The sequence below is a fragment of the Arthrobacter sp. NicSoilB11 genome (assembly GCF_019977375.1).
GTDB lineage: Bacteria > Actinomycetota > Actinomycetes > Actinomycetales > Micrococcaceae > Arthrobacter.
Window position 1 is genome coordinate 2,352,666 of record NZ_AP024657.1, and the last position, 17,995, is coordinate 2,370,660.

At 67.0% G+C, this 17,995-nt stretch carries 20 protein-coding genes and 1 riboswitch; of the genes, 5 read left to right on the forward strand and 15 right to left on the reverse strand.

Annotation, left to right across the window (positions count from 1 at the left end):
- Positions 1-43: 43 nt before the first annotated feature.
- On the reverse strand, positions 44-787 hold the full coding sequence (locus tag LDO14_RS10810; protein ID WP_018769355.1) for an SOS response-associated peptidase: 744 nt from the start codon (positions 785-787) through the stop codon (positions 44-46).
- A gap of 150 nt (positions 788-937) precedes the next feature.
- Here LDO14_RS10810 and LDO14_RS10815 point away from each other — a divergent pair, with 150 nt between their 5' ends.
- Complete coding sequence (locus LDO14_RS10815) at positions 938-1,195, forward strand: mycoredoxin (RefSeq protein WP_018769356.1); 258 nt, start codon at positions 938-940, stop codon at positions 1,193-1,195.
- Positions 1,196-1,234: 39 nt separating this feature from the next.
- Here LDO14_RS10815 and LDO14_RS10820 read toward each other — a convergent pair whose 3' ends face one another.
- The 4 genes from LDO14_RS10820 to LDO14_RS10835 all read right to left on the reverse strand — a co-directional run bounded on the left by LDO14_RS10820 (position 1,235) and on the right by LDO14_RS10835 (position 5,257).
- Positions 1,235-1,984, reverse strand: a complete 750-nt coding sequence (locus LDO14_RS10820) for a lipoate--protein ligase family protein (protein WP_223991674.1) — start codon at positions 1,982-1,984, stop codon at positions 1,235-1,237.
- Positions 1,985-2,052: 68 nt separating this feature from the next.
- Positions 2,053-3,765 (reverse strand): AarF/UbiB family protein, encoded by a 1,713-nt coding sequence (locus LDO14_RS10825; RefSeq protein ID WP_018769358.1) that lies wholly within the window; start codon positions 3,763-3,765, stop codon positions 2,053-2,055.
- A 4-nt stretch (positions 3,766-3,769) separates the two neighbouring features.
- Complete coding sequence (locus LDO14_RS10830) at positions 3,770-4,312, reverse strand: PadR family transcriptional regulator (protein WP_018769359.1); 543 nt, start codon at positions 4,310-4,312, stop codon at positions 3,770-3,772.
- Positions 4,313-4,453: 141 nt separating this feature from the next.
- Positions 4,454-5,257, reverse strand: a complete 804-nt coding sequence (locus tag LDO14_RS10835; protein WP_223991677.1) for a thioesterase family protein — start codon at positions 5,255-5,257, stop codon at positions 4,454-4,456.
- Positions 5,258-5,412: 155 nt separating this feature from the next.
- Here LDO14_RS10835 and LDO14_RS10840 point away from each other — a divergent pair, with 155 nt between their 5' ends.
- The gene (locus tag LDO14_RS10840) at positions 5,413-6,090 is read left to right on the forward strand and encodes an endonuclease/exonuclease/phosphatase family protein (protein ID WP_018769361.1); all 678 of its coding nucleotides are present in this window, start codon (positions 5,413-5,415) and stop codon (positions 6,088-6,090) included.
- 4 nt (positions 6,091-6,094) lie between these two features.
- On the opposite strand, the gene LDO14_RS10845 is transcribed toward LDO14_RS10840, so the two are convergent.
- The 3 genes from LDO14_RS10845 to LDO14_RS10855 form a co-directional block, all read right to left on the reverse strand.
- Positions 6,095-7,984, reverse strand: a complete 1,890-nt coding sequence (locus tag LDO14_RS10845) for a glycosyltransferase (RefSeq protein WP_223991679.1) — start codon at positions 7,982-7,984, stop codon at positions 6,095-6,097.
- Between the two features lie 452 nt (positions 7,985-8,436).
- Positions 8,437-8,949 (reverse strand): NUDIX hydrolase, encoded by a 513-nt coding sequence (locus tag LDO14_RS10850; RefSeq protein ID WP_018769363.1) that lies wholly within the window; start codon positions 8,947-8,949, stop codon positions 8,437-8,439.
- A gap of 95 nt (positions 8,950-9,044) precedes the next feature.
- Positions 9,045-9,236 (reverse strand): DUF1918 domain-containing protein, encoded by a 192-nt coding sequence (locus tag LDO14_RS10855; RefSeq protein ID WP_134164691.1) that lies wholly within the window; start codon positions 9,234-9,236, stop codon positions 9,045-9,047.
- A 73-nt stretch (positions 9,237-9,309) separates the two neighbouring features.
- Here LDO14_RS10855 and LDO14_RS10860 point away from each other — a divergent pair, with 73 nt between their 5' ends.
- Positions 9,310-9,816 (forward strand): metallophosphoesterase, encoded by a 507-nt coding sequence (locus LDO14_RS10860; protein WP_223991686.1) that lies wholly within the window; start codon positions 9,310-9,312, stop codon positions 9,814-9,816.
- A 156-nt stretch (positions 9,817-9,972) separates the two neighbouring features.
- Positions 9,973-10,866 carry a glucose 1-dehydrogenase gene (locus LDO14_RS10865; RefSeq protein ID WP_056390519.1) on the forward strand — a complete coding sequence of 298 codons (894 nt, stop codon included), beginning with the start codon at positions 9,973-9,975 and terminating at the stop codon, positions 10,864-10,866.
- A gap of 36 nt (positions 10,867-10,902) precedes the next feature.
- Here the strand turns inward: LDO14_RS10865 and LDO14_RS10870 are convergent, their stop codons facing one another.
- The 4 genes from LDO14_RS10870 to LDO14_RS10885 are packed head-to-tail and all read right to left on the reverse strand — an operon-like array spanning position 10,903 to position 13,653.
- Complete coding sequence (locus tag LDO14_RS10870) at positions 10,903-11,349, reverse strand: DUF1810 domain-containing protein (protein ID WP_043424958.1); 447 nt, start codon at positions 11,347-11,349, stop codon at positions 10,903-10,905.
- A gap of 25 nt (positions 11,350-11,374) precedes the next feature.
- Positions 11,375-11,905: a DNA alkylation repair protein gene (locus LDO14_RS10875; RefSeq protein WP_134164690.1), complete on the reverse strand. Its 531-nt coding sequence runs from the start codon at positions 11,903-11,905 to the stop codon at positions 11,375-11,377.
- The gene (locus tag LDO14_RS10880; protein WP_056390525.1) at positions 11,902-12,261 is read right to left on the reverse strand and encodes a TraR/DksA C4-type zinc finger protein; all 360 of its coding nucleotides are present in this window, start codon (positions 12,259-12,261) and stop codon (positions 11,902-11,904) included. Before LDO14_RS10880 ends, LDO14_RS10875 begins: the two co-directional genes overlap by 4 nt.
- Before the next feature lie 21 nt (positions 12,262-12,282).
- Positions 12,283-13,653, reverse strand: coding sequence for a lytic transglycosylase domain-containing protein (locus LDO14_RS10885; RefSeq protein WP_223991688.1), 1,371 nt, complete (start codon positions 13,651-13,653; stop codon positions 12,283-12,285).
- Positions 13,654-13,925: 272 nt separating this feature from the next.
- Positions 13,926-14,096: riboswitch (cyclic di-AMP (ydaO/yuaA leader) on the forward strand.
- A 3-nt stretch (positions 14,097-14,099) separates the two neighbouring features.
- Here LDO14_RS10885 and LDO14_RS10890 point away from each other — a divergent pair.
- The gene (locus tag LDO14_RS10890) at positions 14,100-14,933 is read left to right on the forward strand and encodes a LysM domain-containing protein (RefSeq protein WP_056390531.1); all 834 of its coding nucleotides are present in this window, start codon (positions 14,100-14,102) and stop codon (positions 14,931-14,933) included.
- A 127-nt stretch (positions 14,934-15,060) separates the two neighbouring features.
- On the opposite strand, the gene LDO14_RS10895 is transcribed toward LDO14_RS10890, so the two are convergent.
- Genes LDO14_RS10895 through LDO14_RS10905 form a run of 3 tightly spaced genes read right to left on the reverse strand, consistent with a single transcriptional unit; the run spans position 15,061 to position 17,969 of the window.
- Positions 15,061-16,524 (reverse strand): protein adenylyltransferase SelO, encoded by a 1,464-nt coding sequence (locus LDO14_RS10895; protein ID WP_056390533.1) that lies wholly within the window; start codon positions 16,522-16,524, stop codon positions 15,061-15,063.
- Positions 16,508-17,455 carry a ribonuclease Z gene (locus LDO14_RS10900; protein ID WP_223991691.1) on the reverse strand — a complete coding sequence of 316 codons (948 nt, stop codon included), beginning with the start codon at positions 17,453-17,455 and terminating at the stop codon, positions 16,508-16,510. The genes LDO14_RS10895 and LDO14_RS10900 overlap by 17 nt, the downstream gene beginning before the upstream one ends.
- Complete coding sequence (locus tag LDO14_RS10905; protein ID WP_223991693.1) at positions 17,448-17,969, reverse strand: DUF664 domain-containing protein; 522 nt, start codon at positions 17,967-17,969, stop codon at positions 17,448-17,450. The genes LDO14_RS10900 and LDO14_RS10905 overlap by 8 nt, the downstream gene beginning before the upstream one ends.
- Between the last annotated feature and the right edge of the window lie 26 nt (positions 17,970-17,995).

Genomic DNA, 17,995 nt, shown 5'->3' on the forward strand with positions numbered 1-17,995 from the left:
CTGAAAAACAGGGCTGGGAAAACAGGGCGCTAGAACAGGGCAGCTAGAACAGGGCTTCGACCGGGCGGATCAGTTCGGGGCCGTTATTGCGGACATTGCCCACTTCCTTGCCCACCGACTCCACCCGCCAGTCGGCCGCGGCATTCTTGACGCCGGACCGCACCAGGTCCACGAGTCCGGCGGCGTCATCCGCCTGCGGATCCAGCCATGCCTCCATGGTGTCCCTGTCCATGGGCAGGGGGACGCGGTCGTGCAGCTCCGTCAGCTTCCCGAAGATGGTGGATTCAGACCCCGGCGGAGGCGTGTCTGCCGTGAGGATGGACGTTGAGAGCAGCCAGCGGCCCGGATCCCCTTCGGGAACGGAGGGGTCCTTCCACCACTCGTAGAGGCCGGCGAAGACCAGCCCGTGGTCCGTGCCCGGGTGCACGTAGTAGGGCTGCTTCGACTTCCCAGGTCCCTGCTTCCATTCGTAGTAGCCATCGGCCGGGACCGCGCAGCGGCGGGACTGGACTGCCTTCCGGAACGCCGGCTTCTCCAGCACCGATTCGCTCCGGGCGTTGATCATGCGGGAACCGATTCCGGGGTCCTTGGCCCAGGACGGGACCAGGCCCCAGCGTGCCACGTGCAGCTGGCGCACCTGCCGGGGCGCGGCACTGTCATCCACCAGGCGCTCCAGCACGATGGGGACGGCATCGGTGGGTGCCACGTTCCACGACGGCGGGATGCTCACCTCGCTCTCCAGCTCGGCATCGAACTCAGCCAGCAGGTCCCCCACGGCACGTGCCATTACGTAGCGTCCACACATGGCACCAGCTTGCCACCGCCCGCCACAAACTGTCATCCGGCGCCGTTCCAGGCGTCAGGCACCGGGGAATACCGGCAGCCACGCTACGGTTGACGGTAAGGAAACCTTTCAAGCGACGTATAGGAGATCCCTGTGGACTTCACTCCCGAATCCGGCACCATCACGATGTTCTCCACCACCTGGTGCGGCTACTGCAACCGGCTCAAGAAGCAGCTGGACGCGCAGGGCATCGGCTACACGGAAGTCAACATCGAAGAGGTGGACGGCACTGCCGAACTCGTGGAGCAGCTGAACGGGGGCAACCGTACGGTTCCCACCGTGCTTTTCCCGGACGGCTCCGCAGCCACCAACCCGTCTGCTGCCGAGGTCAAGAGCCGGCTGGCTGCCTGACCGGCCCAAGGCGCGGCATCGCCGCAACTTTAGTGCGGGTCATGCCCCCAGGCTGCTGAAGGAAGCAGTTTCCAGGGTGGCATGGCCCGCATATGTTTCCAGCAGGGACCGCTCAACGGCTGCCACGTCAAGGCCGGGCACCAGGTCGTTGGCGGCACCGGCGGTTGCCGGGTCCCAGTCCAGGCCGAGCGCGGCATAGCTGTCGGTGAGGACCTTGCGGATCGGGGCGGAATCCTCCACCACGATGACGGAGCTGAAGAGCCAGCCACCCGAGACCACACGCTGCGCGGTACCCACCAGTTTCACCCGCCGGGAGTTGTCCGCTGGATCCGTTCCATGCACGCTGAATTCACCGGGACAGTACTCGCCTGGGATTTCCCCCACCGCCGCCTGCACCCCAACGCCCCGCAGCGCCTGCGCAAAGAGCTCACCGAAGTAACCGAACCTGGTTTTGGAACCGGCGACGGCGTCCGCGTCCGGTTCGATATGGTCCACCACAAGGGTGCCACGGTGGTAGGCGGCCGCGCGTCCCCCCGCCCGCCGGACCAGGGGTTCGAAGCCGTTGTCCCGGCAGGCCCGGGCGGCGGCGTCAAAGCCGGGCAGGCGGGTGTCCCGCTGCCCGAACGCCACAGTGGGAGCCGGCCGGTACAGCCGCAGGGTGGGGCCGATGCCGCCGCTCCTGGCCCTGGCCAGCAGCTCCAGGCCGAATTCGAGGTCACGGCCCGCGCCGAGGGACACGTCCTGCCGCACCACGGTAAGCGTGCGGAGTCCAGTACCGGTGTGGTGCATTGTTGCGAAACTCCTGGGTCGGGTGCGGGCAGGCCATCCCTAGGTTACGCCCGACGGCGGCAACCGCCTTAACGAACCCGGCGCCCGGCCCACAGGGCGTGCAGCAGCGGAAGGGACGACGCGGCCATCAGCGCGTTCCCGGCCGCCAGGTCGTCGGCGCGGACGATGGCGCCGGCCACCAGCAGGGCAGCGAAAACCACGGCGGAGGCCGCGCGCCGTCCCGCCCGTTCCAGCCGCGCCGCCTGCCGCTCCAGCCGCGGAACAGCCACCTCCAGCGACCCCTCCTCAAGCCGGCCGGCCAGCGCGTCCAGCCTGCCGGGCAGGCGCAAGGCAATACCGGCGGCATCGAGCGCCTGCCGGGCCACGTCCTGCACCACGTTGCCGCGCTCGTCGCGCAGCAGCTGCGCCGCGTAGGGTTCCACCGAGTCCCAGAGGTTGAAACGTTCATCCAGCGCGCTGCACACACCGGAGGTCAGGGACATGGCTCGAATGATCAGCAGGAAATTCTCCGGCAGCTGGAACGGCAGCGAGCGGACCACGTCGCCGAACTCCACCGCGAAATCCCGGAACTCCCGGGGGTCGACTTCGCGGAGCTCGGCAAAGCCCATGCCGCCGAAGCGGGCAAAGAGCTGGGTCATGGCGCGTTCCAGGCCCACGCTGTCCGCCGACGGCATCAGGACGCCGACGTCGTTGATCGCCGCCACGAGTCCCTTGCCGTCGCGTGCGGCTGCTGCGATCAGGAGCTTCCGCAGGCCGCTGCGCGTGGATGGGGTAACCTCGCCCATCATGCCGAAGTCAATGAACGTCAGTTTCCAGGGGCGTTCGCCTGCGCCTGCACGGACTGGAGTGACGAAAATGTTCCCAGGGTGCGGGTCCGCATGGAAGAAGCCGTTGGTGAACAGCTGGTCGAACATGATGGCGGCAAAAACCGGGGCCACCGTGGCGGGATCGATGCCCGCGGCACGGAGCGCACGGGCATCGGTGATCTTGATGGCCGTGACATCCTCAAGGGTGAGTACACGGCGGGTTGTCCGTTCCCAGACAACTTCCGGTACCGCCACCCGGTCATCACCGGCAAAGTCAGCCGCAAAGCGCTCGGCGTTGACTGCCTCGTGCAGGTAATCAATCTCCTGCAGGCTGATCATGGCGAATTCCTCTACCAGGGCACGCATGTCGGCGCGGCGGGAGACGAGCCGGACGTGGCTGAGCCAGCCGGCTACTTTCCGCAGCGCGGCAAGGTCGACGTCGACGATGGCGCCGATGCCCGGACGCTGAACTTTCAGGACCACGGCATCCAGTCCAGTGTCCCCGGCATCCAGGGGGTCCAGGCGGGCCCGGTGGGCCTGTCCCAGCGAGGCGGCTGCAATCGGAGACTCGTCCACGGAGGCGAAAACCTGGTCCGGCGGTGCACCCAGTTCCTGTCCCGCCAGGGCGGCGATTCCCGGGAAGGCCACCGGCGGCACCTCGTCCTGCAGCCCTTCGAGCTCTTTGGTGATCTCCGGAGGCAGGACGTCGAGCCGGGAGGACAGGAACTGGCCCACCTTGATCATCAGGCCCCCGAGTTCCACGGCCAGGTCATGGAACCGCCGGGCAAACTGCCGCATCCTTCGGGAGCGCGTCCGGGCGGCGACGCCACCAAGCCCTATCCGCGGCAGGAACAGCTCAAACCACCACGTGGTTGCAAGGTTCCAGGCGGCGAAGCGCAGGATCCGCCGGTAGCGCCCGCGGTGCTGCCTCAACGGGCGCTGCGGGTCGTCCCTGGCTTGGAGGATCGACGACACCCGATCAGTCCCGGGCGAGGATGGCGTAGAGCCGGCGGCGGGCCTCGTCCAGCACTGCCACTGCCTGCTGCACCTGTTCCGCTGAACCGGTTCGGCCTACCTGCGCCGCAGCCTGGGCCAGTTCAATCCCGGCCTTGGGAAGGGAAGCGATGCCGCCTCCGCCCATGGAGGCCGCCGGATCCCATGGCGCAGATCCCCGCTGGGCCGCCACCTCCTCACGGCCGGCTTCGGTCAGCGAGTAGATCTTCCGCCCGTTGGATTCCTCGGCGCTGATGGACCCTTCATCGGCCAGCAGCTGCAGCGTGGGGTAGACAGAACCCGCGCTCGGTTTCCAGCTGCCGCCGCTGCGCTCCTCGATCTCCCGGATGATCTGGTACCCATGCATGGGCCGTTCCGCGAGCAGTGCCAGCACCGCTGCCCGCACCTCTCCCTTCCCGGCGCGGGTTCCCACCCGTTTGTCGAAACGGGCGCGCAATTCCTCCACGGCCTGCCACATGCCGTCCAGATTGTTTCCGCCGAATCCCCCTGTGGGGTGTGAAGCACGCATGATGGACTCCTTTGCCGATCGCGAACGATATACAACGATACTCAGCGATATACGCCGCGCACCATACCAGGAGCAAGGATGCTGCCCGCGGACAACCAGCAGCCGGCCACCGCCCGCGTACTTGTCAGGACGTGCGCCGGGTCAGGATTTGCGCAGGGTCAGGATTTGTTCAGCGCGGCCGAACGGGCCCTGCCGGTCGTGCAGCACGGTGGAGGTCAGCCCGATCCCGTCGCGGCCGAACGACACCGCGTTGTCCAGCCCCAGCCACTCCCCCTCGGGCCTGCGGTACATGTGGATCTGCAGGTCCAGGTTGGGGAACGCATAGCTGTCCTTGCCCGGAGGTACCCGGGCGGCAATGCCGTTGGCGGTATCCACCAGACCCATGAGCCGCGGGAAGTCACCGCTGTCCGCCCGGTCGGTCAGCGGATGGTCGGTGCGGAGCCATACTTTCCCGGCGCCCGGCCGGTGCCCTTCGGCCACCCGCATTTCGAGGGACCGGATGTAGCCTCCGGGCCACACGGCGGAGCCGTCATAGGGTTTGCATTCATCGGGCCCCGGTATCGCCGCGTCCTCGACGGCGGCCACCCCTGCGGTGTCACTGGTCTGCAGGCGCCAGCCGGTGGCACGGATCGCGGTCCGGCCCCCGGCCACCAGCTCGGCCTGGACCAGTTCGATGGTCCTGCCGGGCCGCAGGGTGGTGGTGTCAATGCGGAACTCGCCGCCGGGAATCAGCCCAAGGATTTCGTAGCTGATCCGGGCCATCCGCATGTCCCCGCGCGGCTGGTGCCGTTCCAGGACATCTGCCATCAACGCGGAAGCGGGAGCCATGTGCTGTTCGTGGGCGTTCCAGGCGCCCTGGGCGTGGATGGTGGACCGGAACAGGCCGCCGCCAAGGTCCTGGTAATAGAAGTTGCCCCCGGCGAGTTCGGACAGGTCTGCAGTCAAGGCTGGCCCCTTACGGAATTTCAGTGAATTGGCACTAACTCTATCCTCCGGCCGTGGAAGGCACGCTGCGGCAAGGCCACGAAATGTTGGAGGGTGCGGGTGCCAATCGGACTAGACTCAGGAACTGGTCCTGTCAGCAACCCAAAAGAGGTTCCATGCGCGTCATCAGCTATAACCTCCGCAAGCACAAGGCCAGCGGCGAGCTTCTTGCCCTGGCACGGAACCATGACATCGATGCGCTGTGCCTGCAGGAAGTGGATTCCAGCGATCTGCCGGAGACCCTTGGTCCCCTGCACCTGGCCGACGTCACCAAGGGCAACCGGCTGGGGCTGGCCATCTATTACCGCACCACCCGGTTCACGGCATTGGACACGCAATCCTTCGCCTTAAAGAAATCCATGCATGACCGGGTGCTGGCCCCGGCCCATGAGCGGCTCATCGGAACACGGGTGATGGACAACGAAACCCAGCATGAACTGGTGATCGGCTCGTTCCACGCAGCCCCGTTGACCGCATCGAACTCGCTGCGCAGGAAGCAGATCCACGCAGCCCACGCCGAACTGCTGAGCATGGGCAAGGGGTTGATGACCCTGATGGTGGGCGACTTCAACTATCCGTTCTTCACCAAGAACCTGGACATGCATATGAAGAACTCGGGGTACGCCCTCTCGCTGAGCAACAGGCGGACCTACACCAGGTACAAGGTGTTCAAGGGTCATTTCGACTTTGCCACGTCCCTGGGCCTGGACATCACCAGCGTGGAAACCCTGCCGCGCGGAAACTCCGATCACCTGCCCATCCTGGTGACCGCCGAGTACGGCGAGGGCTACTAAAGGATCAGGGCGACGGCAACCGGTAGATTCGGGCGTCGGCGTTACTGAATATGAGCTCCACGCCTCCTTGGGCCTTTAGCCAGTCTTCCAATTCCTTGGAGTTGCGTTCGGTGCTCTGGCCCTGGAGCTCGAGGCTTGCCTCTGTTGACCGCATGAGCAGCACAAAGGCGCCGGCAGGGTTGTGCCGGCCGTAGTTATAGAAGATTGGGCCGCAGCTCGCTGCTGACAAGTCCCGCCGGCACAACTCGTCCATGGTCCGGTACCGGTGTTCCAGGTAGGCATCGCTGCGCCATGGTGTTGGGTGGGCAGCGGAAATAATGGCCGCCCCGTGAGGCGCGATCCGCTCCACTTCGGCCACGGCGGCCATCTCACTGTCGGTGAAGATGTCGAACTTCGTATTCCCGAACCTGCTGGTCTCGATCAACAAGGTCAGCAGCAGGAAGGTGGGCACGAGGGCCAACACGGCCAGGAAAGGAAGGCGCGTTCCGCCCTCCCTTGGCAGCAGGGCCGAGGACGCCTGCAGGGCGACGAAGGGCAGCGCGAACAGGGAGACGCGGATGAGCATTTCCCCGCCGTATGACTGCATCGGGAACAGCAGGAGCGGGGTGGCTGCAAGCAGGACCACCCGGATGTCAAGCCGCTTCCTACGCCAGTCCCGTACCGCCCCTGCCGCCGCGAGGACCCACAGCACGAGGGTCAGGACCATTCGGACTTTCACTACGAGCGAATGGCCCGGGGTCCCGGTGACGCGGTCAACGACATTAGCCGCAACCGCACCCTGGAATCCTGCGTCCTCAAGGGGCGGGTGTCCAATGAGATAGGCACTTGCCGGGTAAACCAGCCAGAGTACAAGCACCACAGCAGTGATCAGCGGCAGCCGGCTGGACCAGAGACGCCCACTGAGGCTGAGGGCGGTCATGGCAATGAGCATCATGAAGGGTGTCAGCTGGTGGCTTGCACAGATCACAGCGACAAGCAGGAGGGCCACCACGAAAGCGCTCACCCGGTGCTGCGGCCTTTGCTCCCAGGGGGACCGGCCCCGCCACCAAACCGCCAGGTCGGCGGGCCGGAAGCCACGGAAAGTGCCGGGGTTCGCGGCCAATGGTCCGACGAGCAGTGCGATCAGGATGAGGTACAGGAAGAAAGCGAAGGCCTGCGGGGACAGATAGTCCTGGTCCTGCCAGTTCCCCAGGCAAAAAAGCCAGAGCACCAGCCAACGCCGTCGCGGATCAGCGGTCAAGGTCCGGGTAAGCACTGCCAGGGCCATGAGCCACAGCCCAACGTCGAACACAGGAGCCCACAGGGCTATGCTCACCGGTTGGAGGCCGGATGCCTTGATGACCGTGGCCAGGAGGGCAAAGAAACCCGGCCAGTTGAAGTACGCGTCAATGTCAGGATCTATGACCTGCGTGCTTGATAGTGCGTCGGCAATGCCCAAATGCCTGAACGCTACTTCGCCCCGCGGTATGTCGGTCACAAACGCTGCGGTCCCAAACAGCTCCACAACCAGCACTGCGAGGAGCCACACCATCACTGCGCGACCCGCCGGGCCCCGGGCGTCCCCCCGCAGCGCCGCGATGAAGGTGAGATTGATCAGCAGGAGCCCTATCCAGTACGGATAGGGCAGGACGGCAACGAGCCCGAGGTCGCTGTTGACGGGCAGGTCCACGGTGGAGGCCGCCCCTGCGGCGAGCACCAGCGATACGACACCTGCCAGTGCGAAGACCACATCGCGGGGCCGCAGGCGCCTACCGTTGCGTCCGGGGGCATCGAGCACGGCGGTCATGGTGTCTCCTGCCTGGGGCGCCAGGGCATGGCGGGGATCCTGGGCCCGGCTGCCCCGAAGCCGGGCGAAGGCACTACCGGCGGCGGAGCGCGGCATCTTGGTCCTCACGCCGCCCGGGTACCGGGAGGACGCGCTCCCGCGCCGCATGCGCCACCATGCCGAAGAATGCAGGATATTGATGTCGCTGTGTAATGGCAGGGATCTGGACCCCCGCAGGAGTCCGGCCCGGCAGTAAGCCTGGCTGTGACGTGGCACCCGGTGACAGGAGCGGAATGGGCAACTGGCTCACCAACCTTGCTTCGTGGCTGGGATGTAGATTCAGCCAACCGGAGATGGCCCCAAAAATGGGACATGTCAGGGCTAATACGGTGGTTGTCCGGTTTACCTGCCCAGAGATCAAGCAGCCCCGACTTCGCCGTAGCTTGGAGCATAACGGCCTGCACATGCGGACAGCACCAGTAACGGGTACCTAATTTCGCGCCAGGGATACCTACACACGCCCGCAGGGCAGCCCGGTCCGTCAGTCCAACTTCCAGGGTGGGCAGTCCAGGAAAGGCTTATCAGGGATCCTGGGTGTCCAGCCGCGCCAGCAGGTCCGGCCACGACGCCGCGAATCCGGGGTGCAGCTCCAGTGCGTCCACCTCGGCTGTGGGAATCCAGAGCAGTGCGATGCTTTCGGGATCGCTGATGACGGGCTCGAAGGATTCCCGCACCAGCACCACCACGGTGGTGTAGGACCAGTAGCCGTGGTCCAGCACGGAGGTGAACAGCACTTCCACGCTCTCCGGCGGGACGGCAGCTTCCTCGTAGGCTTCGCGGAGGGCACCGTCGACCGGTTCCTCGCCCTGGTGCAGTGCCCCGCCGGGCAGGCCCCAAGTTCCACCGTTGTGGCTCCAGACGGCGCGGTGCTGCAGCAGCACACCTTTGCCGGGGTCGTAGGCCAGGACGCCGGCCGCGCCGAACCTGCCCCAGTACCGGCCGCGTTCCCCCTCCACCCATGCGTCGCCCGGGTCGCGCGGGCCGGTGCGCGGCGGCGGAGTGGAGGACGTGCTGGCGGACGGAAAGAGATCCATCGCTCCAGTCTGACAGGTGAAGCACCCGCAGGTGAAGCACCGGCGGGCCAGGCGGTGGGGCGGGTCAGGGGGCGGGCGGAATCCCGCCGGCCCCGTCAGGTCTTGCTTCCGTGGTCGACGGCGAAATCACCGCCGGGATACATGACGGTTTCATGCCCGTCGTCAAAGCGGACCACATATGGTGGGCTGCCGCCCTCGCCACGGACTTCAAGAATCACCCCATGCCGGTCCGAGGACCCCACGGTCCTGCCGTGCACGACAATACGGTCGCCTTGGGCTGCCTCCATGGCAATCACCTCCCAGCCCCCAGATTACGACTCGTGGCCGCGTGGGAACAGGGCACCATGGCAGGATTCCGGTATGCCGTTGAACCTCATCCTGCTCGCCGATACCCACATACCCAGACGCGCCAGGGACCTGCCGGAACAGTTGTGGTCCGCCGTCGAAAATGCCGATGTCGTATTCCACGCGGGCGACTGGGCGGAGGCAGCCCTGCTGGACGAATTCGAACGCCGGAGCAACCGGCTGCTGGGTGTTTTTGGCAATAACGATGGGCCCGAATTGCGCCGGCGCCTGCCCGAAACGGCAACTGCCAACCTGGACGGAGTCCGCTTTGCGGTGGTCCATGAGACGGGGCCGGCCAAGGGCCGCGAAGTGCGGTGCGATGCGCTCTTTCCCGACGCCGATGTCCTGGTGTTCGGCCACAGCCACATCCCGTGGGACACGGTGTCGCCGAACGGCCTGCGGCTGCTGAACCCCGGGTCGCCCACGGACCGCCGCCGCCAGCCGGCGTGCACGTTCATGGAGGCCAAGGTCGACGGCGGTCAGTTGGCCGAGGTCCGGCTGGTCACGGTCCAGCGTGACTGACCCGCCGCGCCGCTTGGCATGAGGCGGCCTCTCTGCCTAGGCTAGGAACCGTAAGCATGCTTAGCTTTTTGCCTTCCTGTAACGGTGCAAATCGCGGGCTGCTTCAGTACCCGGGGCGACGAACCAGCCCGTGTCCGCACGACCAGGAGGACCACCATGACTGACCAGTACACCTTCCGCAATCCCGTGACGGCCTACGAAAAAATCTCCCCGCCCAGGCAGCACCAGCCCGAGCCGGGGCTGGATGCAGAACTCGAACCCAAGGCCGACCTGGGCGAGGAGACCTACCGCGGCACCGGCCGGCTGGAAGGCCGCCGGGCCATCGTCACCGGCGCGGACTCCGGCATCGGGGCCGCGACGGCGATCGCCTTTGCAAGGGAAGGCGCCGACGTCGTGCTGTCCTACCTGCCGCAGGAAGAAGCGGACGCCTCGCGCATCGCCGGAATCATTGAAGCGGCCGGCCGCAAGGCCGTCAAGGTGCCCGCTGACCTCAAGGATTCGGCGGCATGCCGCGACCTGGTGGAAACGGCGGTGGCGGTCCTGGGCGGGGTGGATATCCTGGTCAACAATGCCGGGAAACAGGTGGCCCAAGAGGACCTGCAGGACATTTCCGACGAGCAGTTCGACCACACCCTGAAGACCAATGTCTACGCGATGTTCTGGGTGACCAAGGCCGCCGTGCCGCATATGCCTGCGGGTTCGACCATCATCAACACCACGTCCATCCAGGCCTACAACCCGTCCCCCACCCTGGTGGACTATGCCACCACCAAGGCGGGCATCAACAACTTCACCAAGGGCCTGGCCCAGCAGCTTGCGCCCAAGGGCATCCGGGTGAACGCTGTGGCCCCCGGCCCCATCTGGACGCCCCTGCAGGTCAGCAGCGGCCAGCCCAAGGAGCAGCTGCCGGAGTTCGGCCAGTCCACGCCCCTGGGCCGTGCCGGCCAGCCCGCCGAACTGGCCCCCGCCTACGTCTTCCTGGCGTCGCCGGAGTCCAGCTACGTCGTGGGCGAAACGCTGAACGTCAACGGCGGCAGCCCCACGCCCTAGCAGCCAGCCGCGCTCCGGCTGCCCCGGTCCGTGTGGTCAGCCGGCTGCGTCCTGCGCCGCCAGGAGCTCGTCGGTGGCAGGGTCCGGCTCGCCGTTGAAGAACTGGGCCAGGACAGTCTTGAACACTGTTTCTCCGGGTGCTGCCCGGAGGAACAGTGTCATGGAGGAGCGGAGTTTCCTGGCGTCGATGCCACCGAAGATGTCCTCGGCCGGCTGGTCGGCATGGTTGGCCAGGACCGTGGCACACTCGAGAAGCCGCGGGCCCAGGACTTCGTGGTCCAGGTAGGCCCGGGCTTCAGCCAGTGAAGAGATGGCGTATTTACGTGACATGGCGCTCTGCCCCAGCCCGGCAATCTGCGGGAAGATGAACCACATCCAGTGCCCGGACTTCCGGCCGACCTGCAGCTCCCCCAACGCCTGGTCATAGGTTCCGCCGGTGTTTTGGGCGGCAACAAATCGCCCAAGATCAAACGGCTCATTCATGTGGATCTCCTTCATTCGTCCGCTTTTAGAAAGTCAGTTCCTTCATGAGGGCAGCGGCCGCCGCCTGAAGATGGGCGTCCGGGTCCCCGCTCCACCGTTCCACCACACCGCGGGCCCGCTGCCGTTCACGCTCCCCCAGCCCTGCCAGCAGCGGCATCAGGACATCGGAGAGCAGGGGCGCGGTCAGATCCGCTGTGTGGGCGGAGCGGAGGAAGCCTTCCAGCCGGGTCAGGTCCGAATGCTGCAGGAGCCGCACCCGTGACTGCAGCAGCACCACGGCGGCAAGGCGGCGCTCGAAAACCGGGCGGGAGCCGGGCCCCGGCTGTCCCCAGAGGGCAGAGGCCAGCATCACGGTTGCGTCGTGGTCCAGGTCCTTGAATTTGCGCAGGGCGTCGCGCACAGTTCCACGGACGGCGCCCACGGAGGAACCATACGAGGCCAGCACACCGCCCAGGCGGTGTGCGACGTCGTCCGCGCGGTACCAGGCGCCCTCATTCTGGAGGGTACGGTCAACAAATTCCGCCGCAGCGGACACCACGTCCGCTGTGCCGGTCACCGCGCGCGCCCCGCGGAGGCGTGGTGGATGCAGAACGGGGTCCAGGGCCGGGCTTCCAGCCTGCCCTCGGCGATGGGTTCCCCGCACACCGCACAGATGCCATAGGTCCCCGCGGCCAGCCGGGCCAGGGCAGCTTCAATCTGGTCCAGCCCCGCCGAGCTTTGTTTCAGCAGCGCCGATGCCTGTGACAGCTCGAAGGCGATCGTGGCGCCCTCCGGATCGTGTTCGTCGTCGACGTTGGAGTCCTGGCGGGCCGAATTCGCAGCGTCGATGTCCGCCCGCAGCGCCGGCAGCAGCGCCATCCGCCGCGTCCGCTCCTCTTCGAGCAGTGCACGGAACCGTCCGAAATCTGGCATGGGGAAAGCCTAGCGCGTCAGTCAGTACCAGTTCAGGGATACGGAATGGTTCCATGCCCCGCAGGGCGACCCGTAGCGGTCACGGATGTAGCCCAGGCCCCATTCGATCTGCGTCCGGTAGCTGGTCAGCCAGTCGCTCCCGGCGCTGGCATACTTGCCGGGCGGCAGTGCCTGGGCAATTCCGTAGGCCCCGGACCACGCGTTGGTGGCGGTGGTCAGCCAGTTGGATTCCTTGGTCCACAACTGGGCCAGGCACAGGAACTGGTCCTGGCCCCAGCCGAAAGCGGCAAGGCGTCCGGACGCGTAGCTTTTCGCCCCTGCCGGATCGTTGACCGCTCCGCCGGGAATGGAAGGCACGACGACGGCGGGCGGGCTGGGCAGGGCCGGCTCGGCTGGCGGCGCCTCCGGAACGGAAGGGACAGGGTTGGCCGGCGGAGGGTTGGCCGGCGGAGGGTTGGCCGGGACAGGATTGGCAGGGGCTGGATTCACCGGGACAGGATTGCCGCCCACGGCGGCTGGGGCGGCTGGTGCGGGCGGCCTGGGCTGCTGGGCGGCCGCCGCGGCGGCCCTGGCGGCCGCTTCGGCCTGGCGGCGGGCCTGCTCCTCCGCTGCGGCGCGCTTGGCCGCCTGGGCCGCCTCGTAGGCAGCCAGCGCAGCCTGGCCTTGGCGGTACTCCCCCTCAAGCGGCGCCGTCGTCCCTTTCAGGGCGGCAAGCTGGGCCGTTAGCTCGCCGCCGTGCCGCTGCTCCTCGGCCACCTGCCGTGCCAGTGCGTCCCTGGCGGAACTGGCTGCCTCGGCTTTTGCCCTTGCCTCCCCGGACAGGCGCTCCCGTTCGCTCCTGGCAACCTTTTCCTGTTCCACCAGGGCAGCGGATACCTTTCCGGCCGCCGCCGCCTTGACCACCAACGCGGCCGTCTTGTCCCCCACGAGCTTGACGACGTTGAGGCCCTGGACGCTGTTGGTCCCCAGGGCGTCCAGCGCCACGAAGAACCCGGCGTTGGTCCCGCCTGTCTTGTACGACTGCACGGCCAGGGCCCCGAGGTCCTTCCGGTACCGGGCCACTTCGTCGTTTGCGCGGGCGGCCCGTGCGGACAGGGTTTCCAGGCGTGATGTGGCTGACTGGAGCTCTGCATCCGCGGCAGCGTATTCGGCGGCCGACCGTACGGCTGCGTCCCCGGCTGCCTCCGACTGCGCCTGCAGGCCGGTCAAGAGCCCGTCGATGGTGGCAATTTCTGCAGCTTTTGCCGCTTCGGACGACTGCGCCTGCTGCACATCCGACCAGGAGGGATATCCGCCCGGCGGCGGCTCCTCCGCTGCGGCCGGCAGCACGGTGGCGGCGGCCAGGGCGATGGCCAGCACGCCACCGAGGAGCGGGATCCCTCGGCTGGTCACGAACAGGGGCATAGTCCCGAAGCTTACCGTCCGGCGCGGCCCCCGAGGGCGCGTCCGTGGCCACATTGTTACCGTTTGCAGCGATAAAGACCCTGCCTGCATTGGTCGAGGTCACCGCCCGAAATGCGAAGTACATCAAGACGTTTGCGCAATTGAGAGGGGAGCCTCGTATGTTATCCAAATGTGACAATCGGGGGCAGCGCGGGTTATGGTCGTTTGGTGTCCCTCTCAGACGGGACATTCCCGTCAGCATGCCGAGCCCTGCCGCTGATCATGGGATTCAACCGCTTTCCGTTTGGCAGGGACGGGGGAACCAAGTTTCTACGGCCACATGTGGCCTTGGGGTTAAGTCGTTAGCGCCTCCGCCCGCGGAGCCAGCTACCGGCCGGGTATCTCCAGCCCGAACCCGACAGCTCACCCCGCAGGCATGGGAGAGGCGATCAACTGTGTCAAAAATTTCCACCACTGCCCGTCACCGCGCGACTCCGGCCCGCTCCATTGTGCTCGAGGGCCTCGCCGTAACCGCCAAGTCCCAGGCCCGTTCGCTGGGCCGTCCGGCGCTTGCCGTTGCTGCAGCGTCCGGTATTGCCTTTGGCGTCGGAGCCCCCGCCCATGCAGGTGTCACCGGCCCGGACACCACTGAGAACACCAGCGTCCAGGCATACTCCGCACCTGCCCCGGCAGCAGCACCCGCCGCAGCAGCAGGAACCGTCCACACGGTGGTGTCCGGCGACACCATCGGGGCCATCGCGGCCGCCCATGGCGTCAGCCTCAACGACGTCCTGGCCGCCAACGGACTGGGACTGTCCTCGATCATCTACCCCGGTGACCAGATCAAGATCCCCGGCGCTGGCCACACCGCAGCCCCGGCGCCGGCAGCAGCTCCCGTCCAGACGGCAGCCGCAACCGCACCGGCAAACACCGGCATGAACATGTCCTACGCCTCAGCCGCCCCGGCGGCGTCCACCGGCACCGGGACCGGCGCTGCCATCCTGGCATCCGCTTACAGCCAGGTCGGCGTGAACCAGGACTGCACCGCAATGGTTGAGAAGGCCCTGCGCTCCGTCGGCAAGTCCGTCGGCGACCTGGCCCCGACGCAGTTCTTCCAGTACGGAACCGTTGTCGGCGCTCCCGCCCCCGGCGACCTGATCATCACCTCCGGCCACGTGGGCGTGTACGCCGGCAACGGCCAGGTTGTGAGCGGCGGCGTCAACGGCTACAGCACCGAGGTCCACTCCATCAGCTGGCTCGGCGGCTACTCCGCAGTCCGCGTAGCCTAGCCTTCGCAACGCTTTGGCAGCAGCAGGCTGGTATTAAACAGCAAAGCTGTTCTTAAACAGGAGGGCGGCAGCCGGGTATTCCCGGCTGCCGCCCTCCTGTCATTTCCGCACCGTACCGCTGAGGCAGTCACGTCCCGCAGAAGGTCATGTAGGTGCCGAAATCCTCAGGGGCACCTTCGGCGTAGCGTTCCAGGCCCGGCCGCTCGGCGAAGGGGCTGCCGACGGCCTCGAGCAACTGCTGCAGGGGAGCCAGGTTTCCGTCAGTGGCGGCGGACAGCGCCTCTTCCACGAGGTGGTTCCGCGGAATATAGGCAGGGTTCACGCTGTCCATCAGTTCCGCGTCGGGCCCCAGGGCCTGCCACCGCTCCGCCCAGGCGTCGAACGCTGCAAGGTCCAGGACCATGCCGCGCACGGGACGGAGGTCCCCCCGCGCGGCCTTGCCCAGGTTCCGGAAGAACAAGGTGTAGTCCACCGGCCCGTCCTTCAGGATGGCAATGGCACCGTCCACCAGGGCGGAGGCGGCGTCGCTGTCCGCATCCCCCGACAGGCCCAGCTTGGCCTTCATGCCGCCGGACCACGCCTGGCTGTACTGTCCGCGGAATCCGCCAAGTACCTCCACCGCGGGGGCAACCGCCTTTTCCTGGTCCCCGTCGATCAGCGGCAGCATTGCCTCCGCCAGCCGTGCAAGGTTCCATTCGGCCAGCACCGGCTGGTTGGCGTAGGCGTAGCGTCCGCTGACGTCGATGGAACTGTAGACAGCGGCGGGATTGAACGCATCCATGAACGCGCACGGGCCGTAGTCGATGGTTTCCCCTGAGATGGTCATATTGTCCGTATTCATGACCCCGTGCACGAACCCCACCAGCATCCACCGGGCCACCAGGTCCGCCTGGGCGGAGACCACCGAGGCGAACAACTCCAGGTAGGGGTTTGGGGCGCCGGCAGCGTGCGGGTAGTGCCTGCCGATGGCGAAATCCGCCAGCCGCTTCAGCAGCTCGAAGTTTTCCGTGGCCCGCGCGTACTGGAAGCTGCCGACGCGCAGGTGGCTGCCGGCAACCCGCGCCAGGACCGCACCGGGCAGCATGCCGTCACGCCTGACCTGCCGGCCAGTTGCCACGACCGCGAGCGAGCGGGTGGTGGGAATGTGCAGGGCATGCATGGCTTCACTGACCACGTACTCACGGAGCATGGGCCCGACGACGGCACGTCCGTCCCCGGCGCGGGCAAACGGCGTGCGCCCCGAGCCTTTGAGATGGAGGTCCAGGAGGCGGCCGCCTTTGTCCGTGACCTCACCAAGCAGCAGGGCGCGTCCGTCGCCAAGCAGCGGAGAGTAGCCGCCGAACTGGTGGCCCGCGTAGGCCTGCGCCACCGGGGTGGCGCCCGCCGGAACGTGGTTGCCCACCAGGAGCCGCACCCCTTCGGGACTGCGAAGGTACCCTGGGTCCAGGCCCAGGTCGCGTGCGAGCCTGTCGTTCAGGACCAGGAGCTCGGGGCTGGGGGCTTCCTCGGCCTGCCAGGGAACGGCGAGTTCCGACAGTTCCCGGGCGAAACGGCCGTCAAAAGTGACCGTGGATTCAGCTGCTGCCGTCATGGCTTAACCCTATCGCCGTAGTTCCGCCCGCTGCTTCCCGTGCCGGTTGCCGGCGGCGGGGAACGGCAATGTGCTGCAGGTCCTCAGCGGCAATGACCGTGGTTCCCGGAGCCCGCGCCCGTGCCTGCTCCGCGAGGTGCGGGACGCCGTCGCCATAGCGTGCGGAGAAGTGGGTGAGCACCAGCATCCGGGACTTCCCGGACGCCGCAAGTTCCCCTGCCTGCCCGGCGGTCAGGTGCAGGTATTGCCGGGCCAGGCCGACGTCGTCGTCACTGAACGTGGACTCGGCCACCAGCAGGTCCGTGCCTGCTGCCAGTTCTTCGGCACCGTGGCACGGTGCGGTATCCATGATGAAAGCGAAGCGCTGGCCCGGCCTGGGAATACTGACCTCTTCCAGTCTGGCCGCTCCGAGGACCCCTTCGCGCTGCAGCAGGCCCACGTCGGGCCCTTCGATGCCCGCCGCCCGCAGCCTCTCCGGCAGGAACGTGCGGCCATCTGGCTCGGTGAGCAGGTAGCCGTATGTCTCGATGCGGTGCTTGAGGGGCCGGACCTCAAGCCTGTCCGCCACGGCACCGGCGCCGCCATGTGGATGGAGCCTCACGTCAAGCCCGGGCGGGCTGAGACCCACCAGGGCCCTGACCACCTGGTCACCGGACGCCGGATAATGCAGGTGGACCGGGTGCGCCACGCCGTCCAAAACCATCCGGGAGAGCACCCCGGGAAGGCCGAAGCAATGGTCCCCGTGCACGTGCGTAAGGCAGATCCTGGTGATGGCGCCCGCCGCCACTCCCGCACGGATCATCTGGCGCTGGGTACCCTCGCCGGGATCGAAAAGCAGCCCTTCGCCGTCCCAGCGCAGGAAGTAGCCGTTGTGGTTGCGGGTCCGCGTGGGAACCTGGGACGCAGTGCCCAGCACTACGAGTTCACGCACCGTTGGAATCTGACGCTGCAAGCAACCCTTTGGCGTAGGCGGCCTGGCCGCCGTGCTGAAGGCAGTCCCCCAGGATGCTGACCAGCCGCACGCCCAGGGTGACGGGCGGATCCCAGCGCCTGTCGACCACACGGTCCAGGTCGGAATCCCCGATACCTTCCAGGACCCTGGCAGTCTGCCGGTGAACGGCCTGGTAATACTCCCGCAGGAGTTCCCGGGGCGCGCGGACTGCGTCCACCTGCTGGCTTGAGTGGCCGTAGCCCGTATCACTGTCCGCCAGCGGGAGCCCGAAGCGGGTTACGAATCCTTCGGCCTTCCAGACCTGCTCCAATCCCGAGGCGGACGCAACCTGCGCATCTTCCACCCGTCCCATGTGCCAGACCAGCCAGGCGATGGAATTGCCTTGGCCTGCAGGACGCAGCTGCAGCTGCTCCCCATCCAGCCCGTCCAGTACCTGCCCCACCAGGCCGGGGAGGCGGTCAAACGCCTCGAGCAACAACTCCTTGGAGTGCATGGGTCTCCTTCCCTGCGGACGGGCCC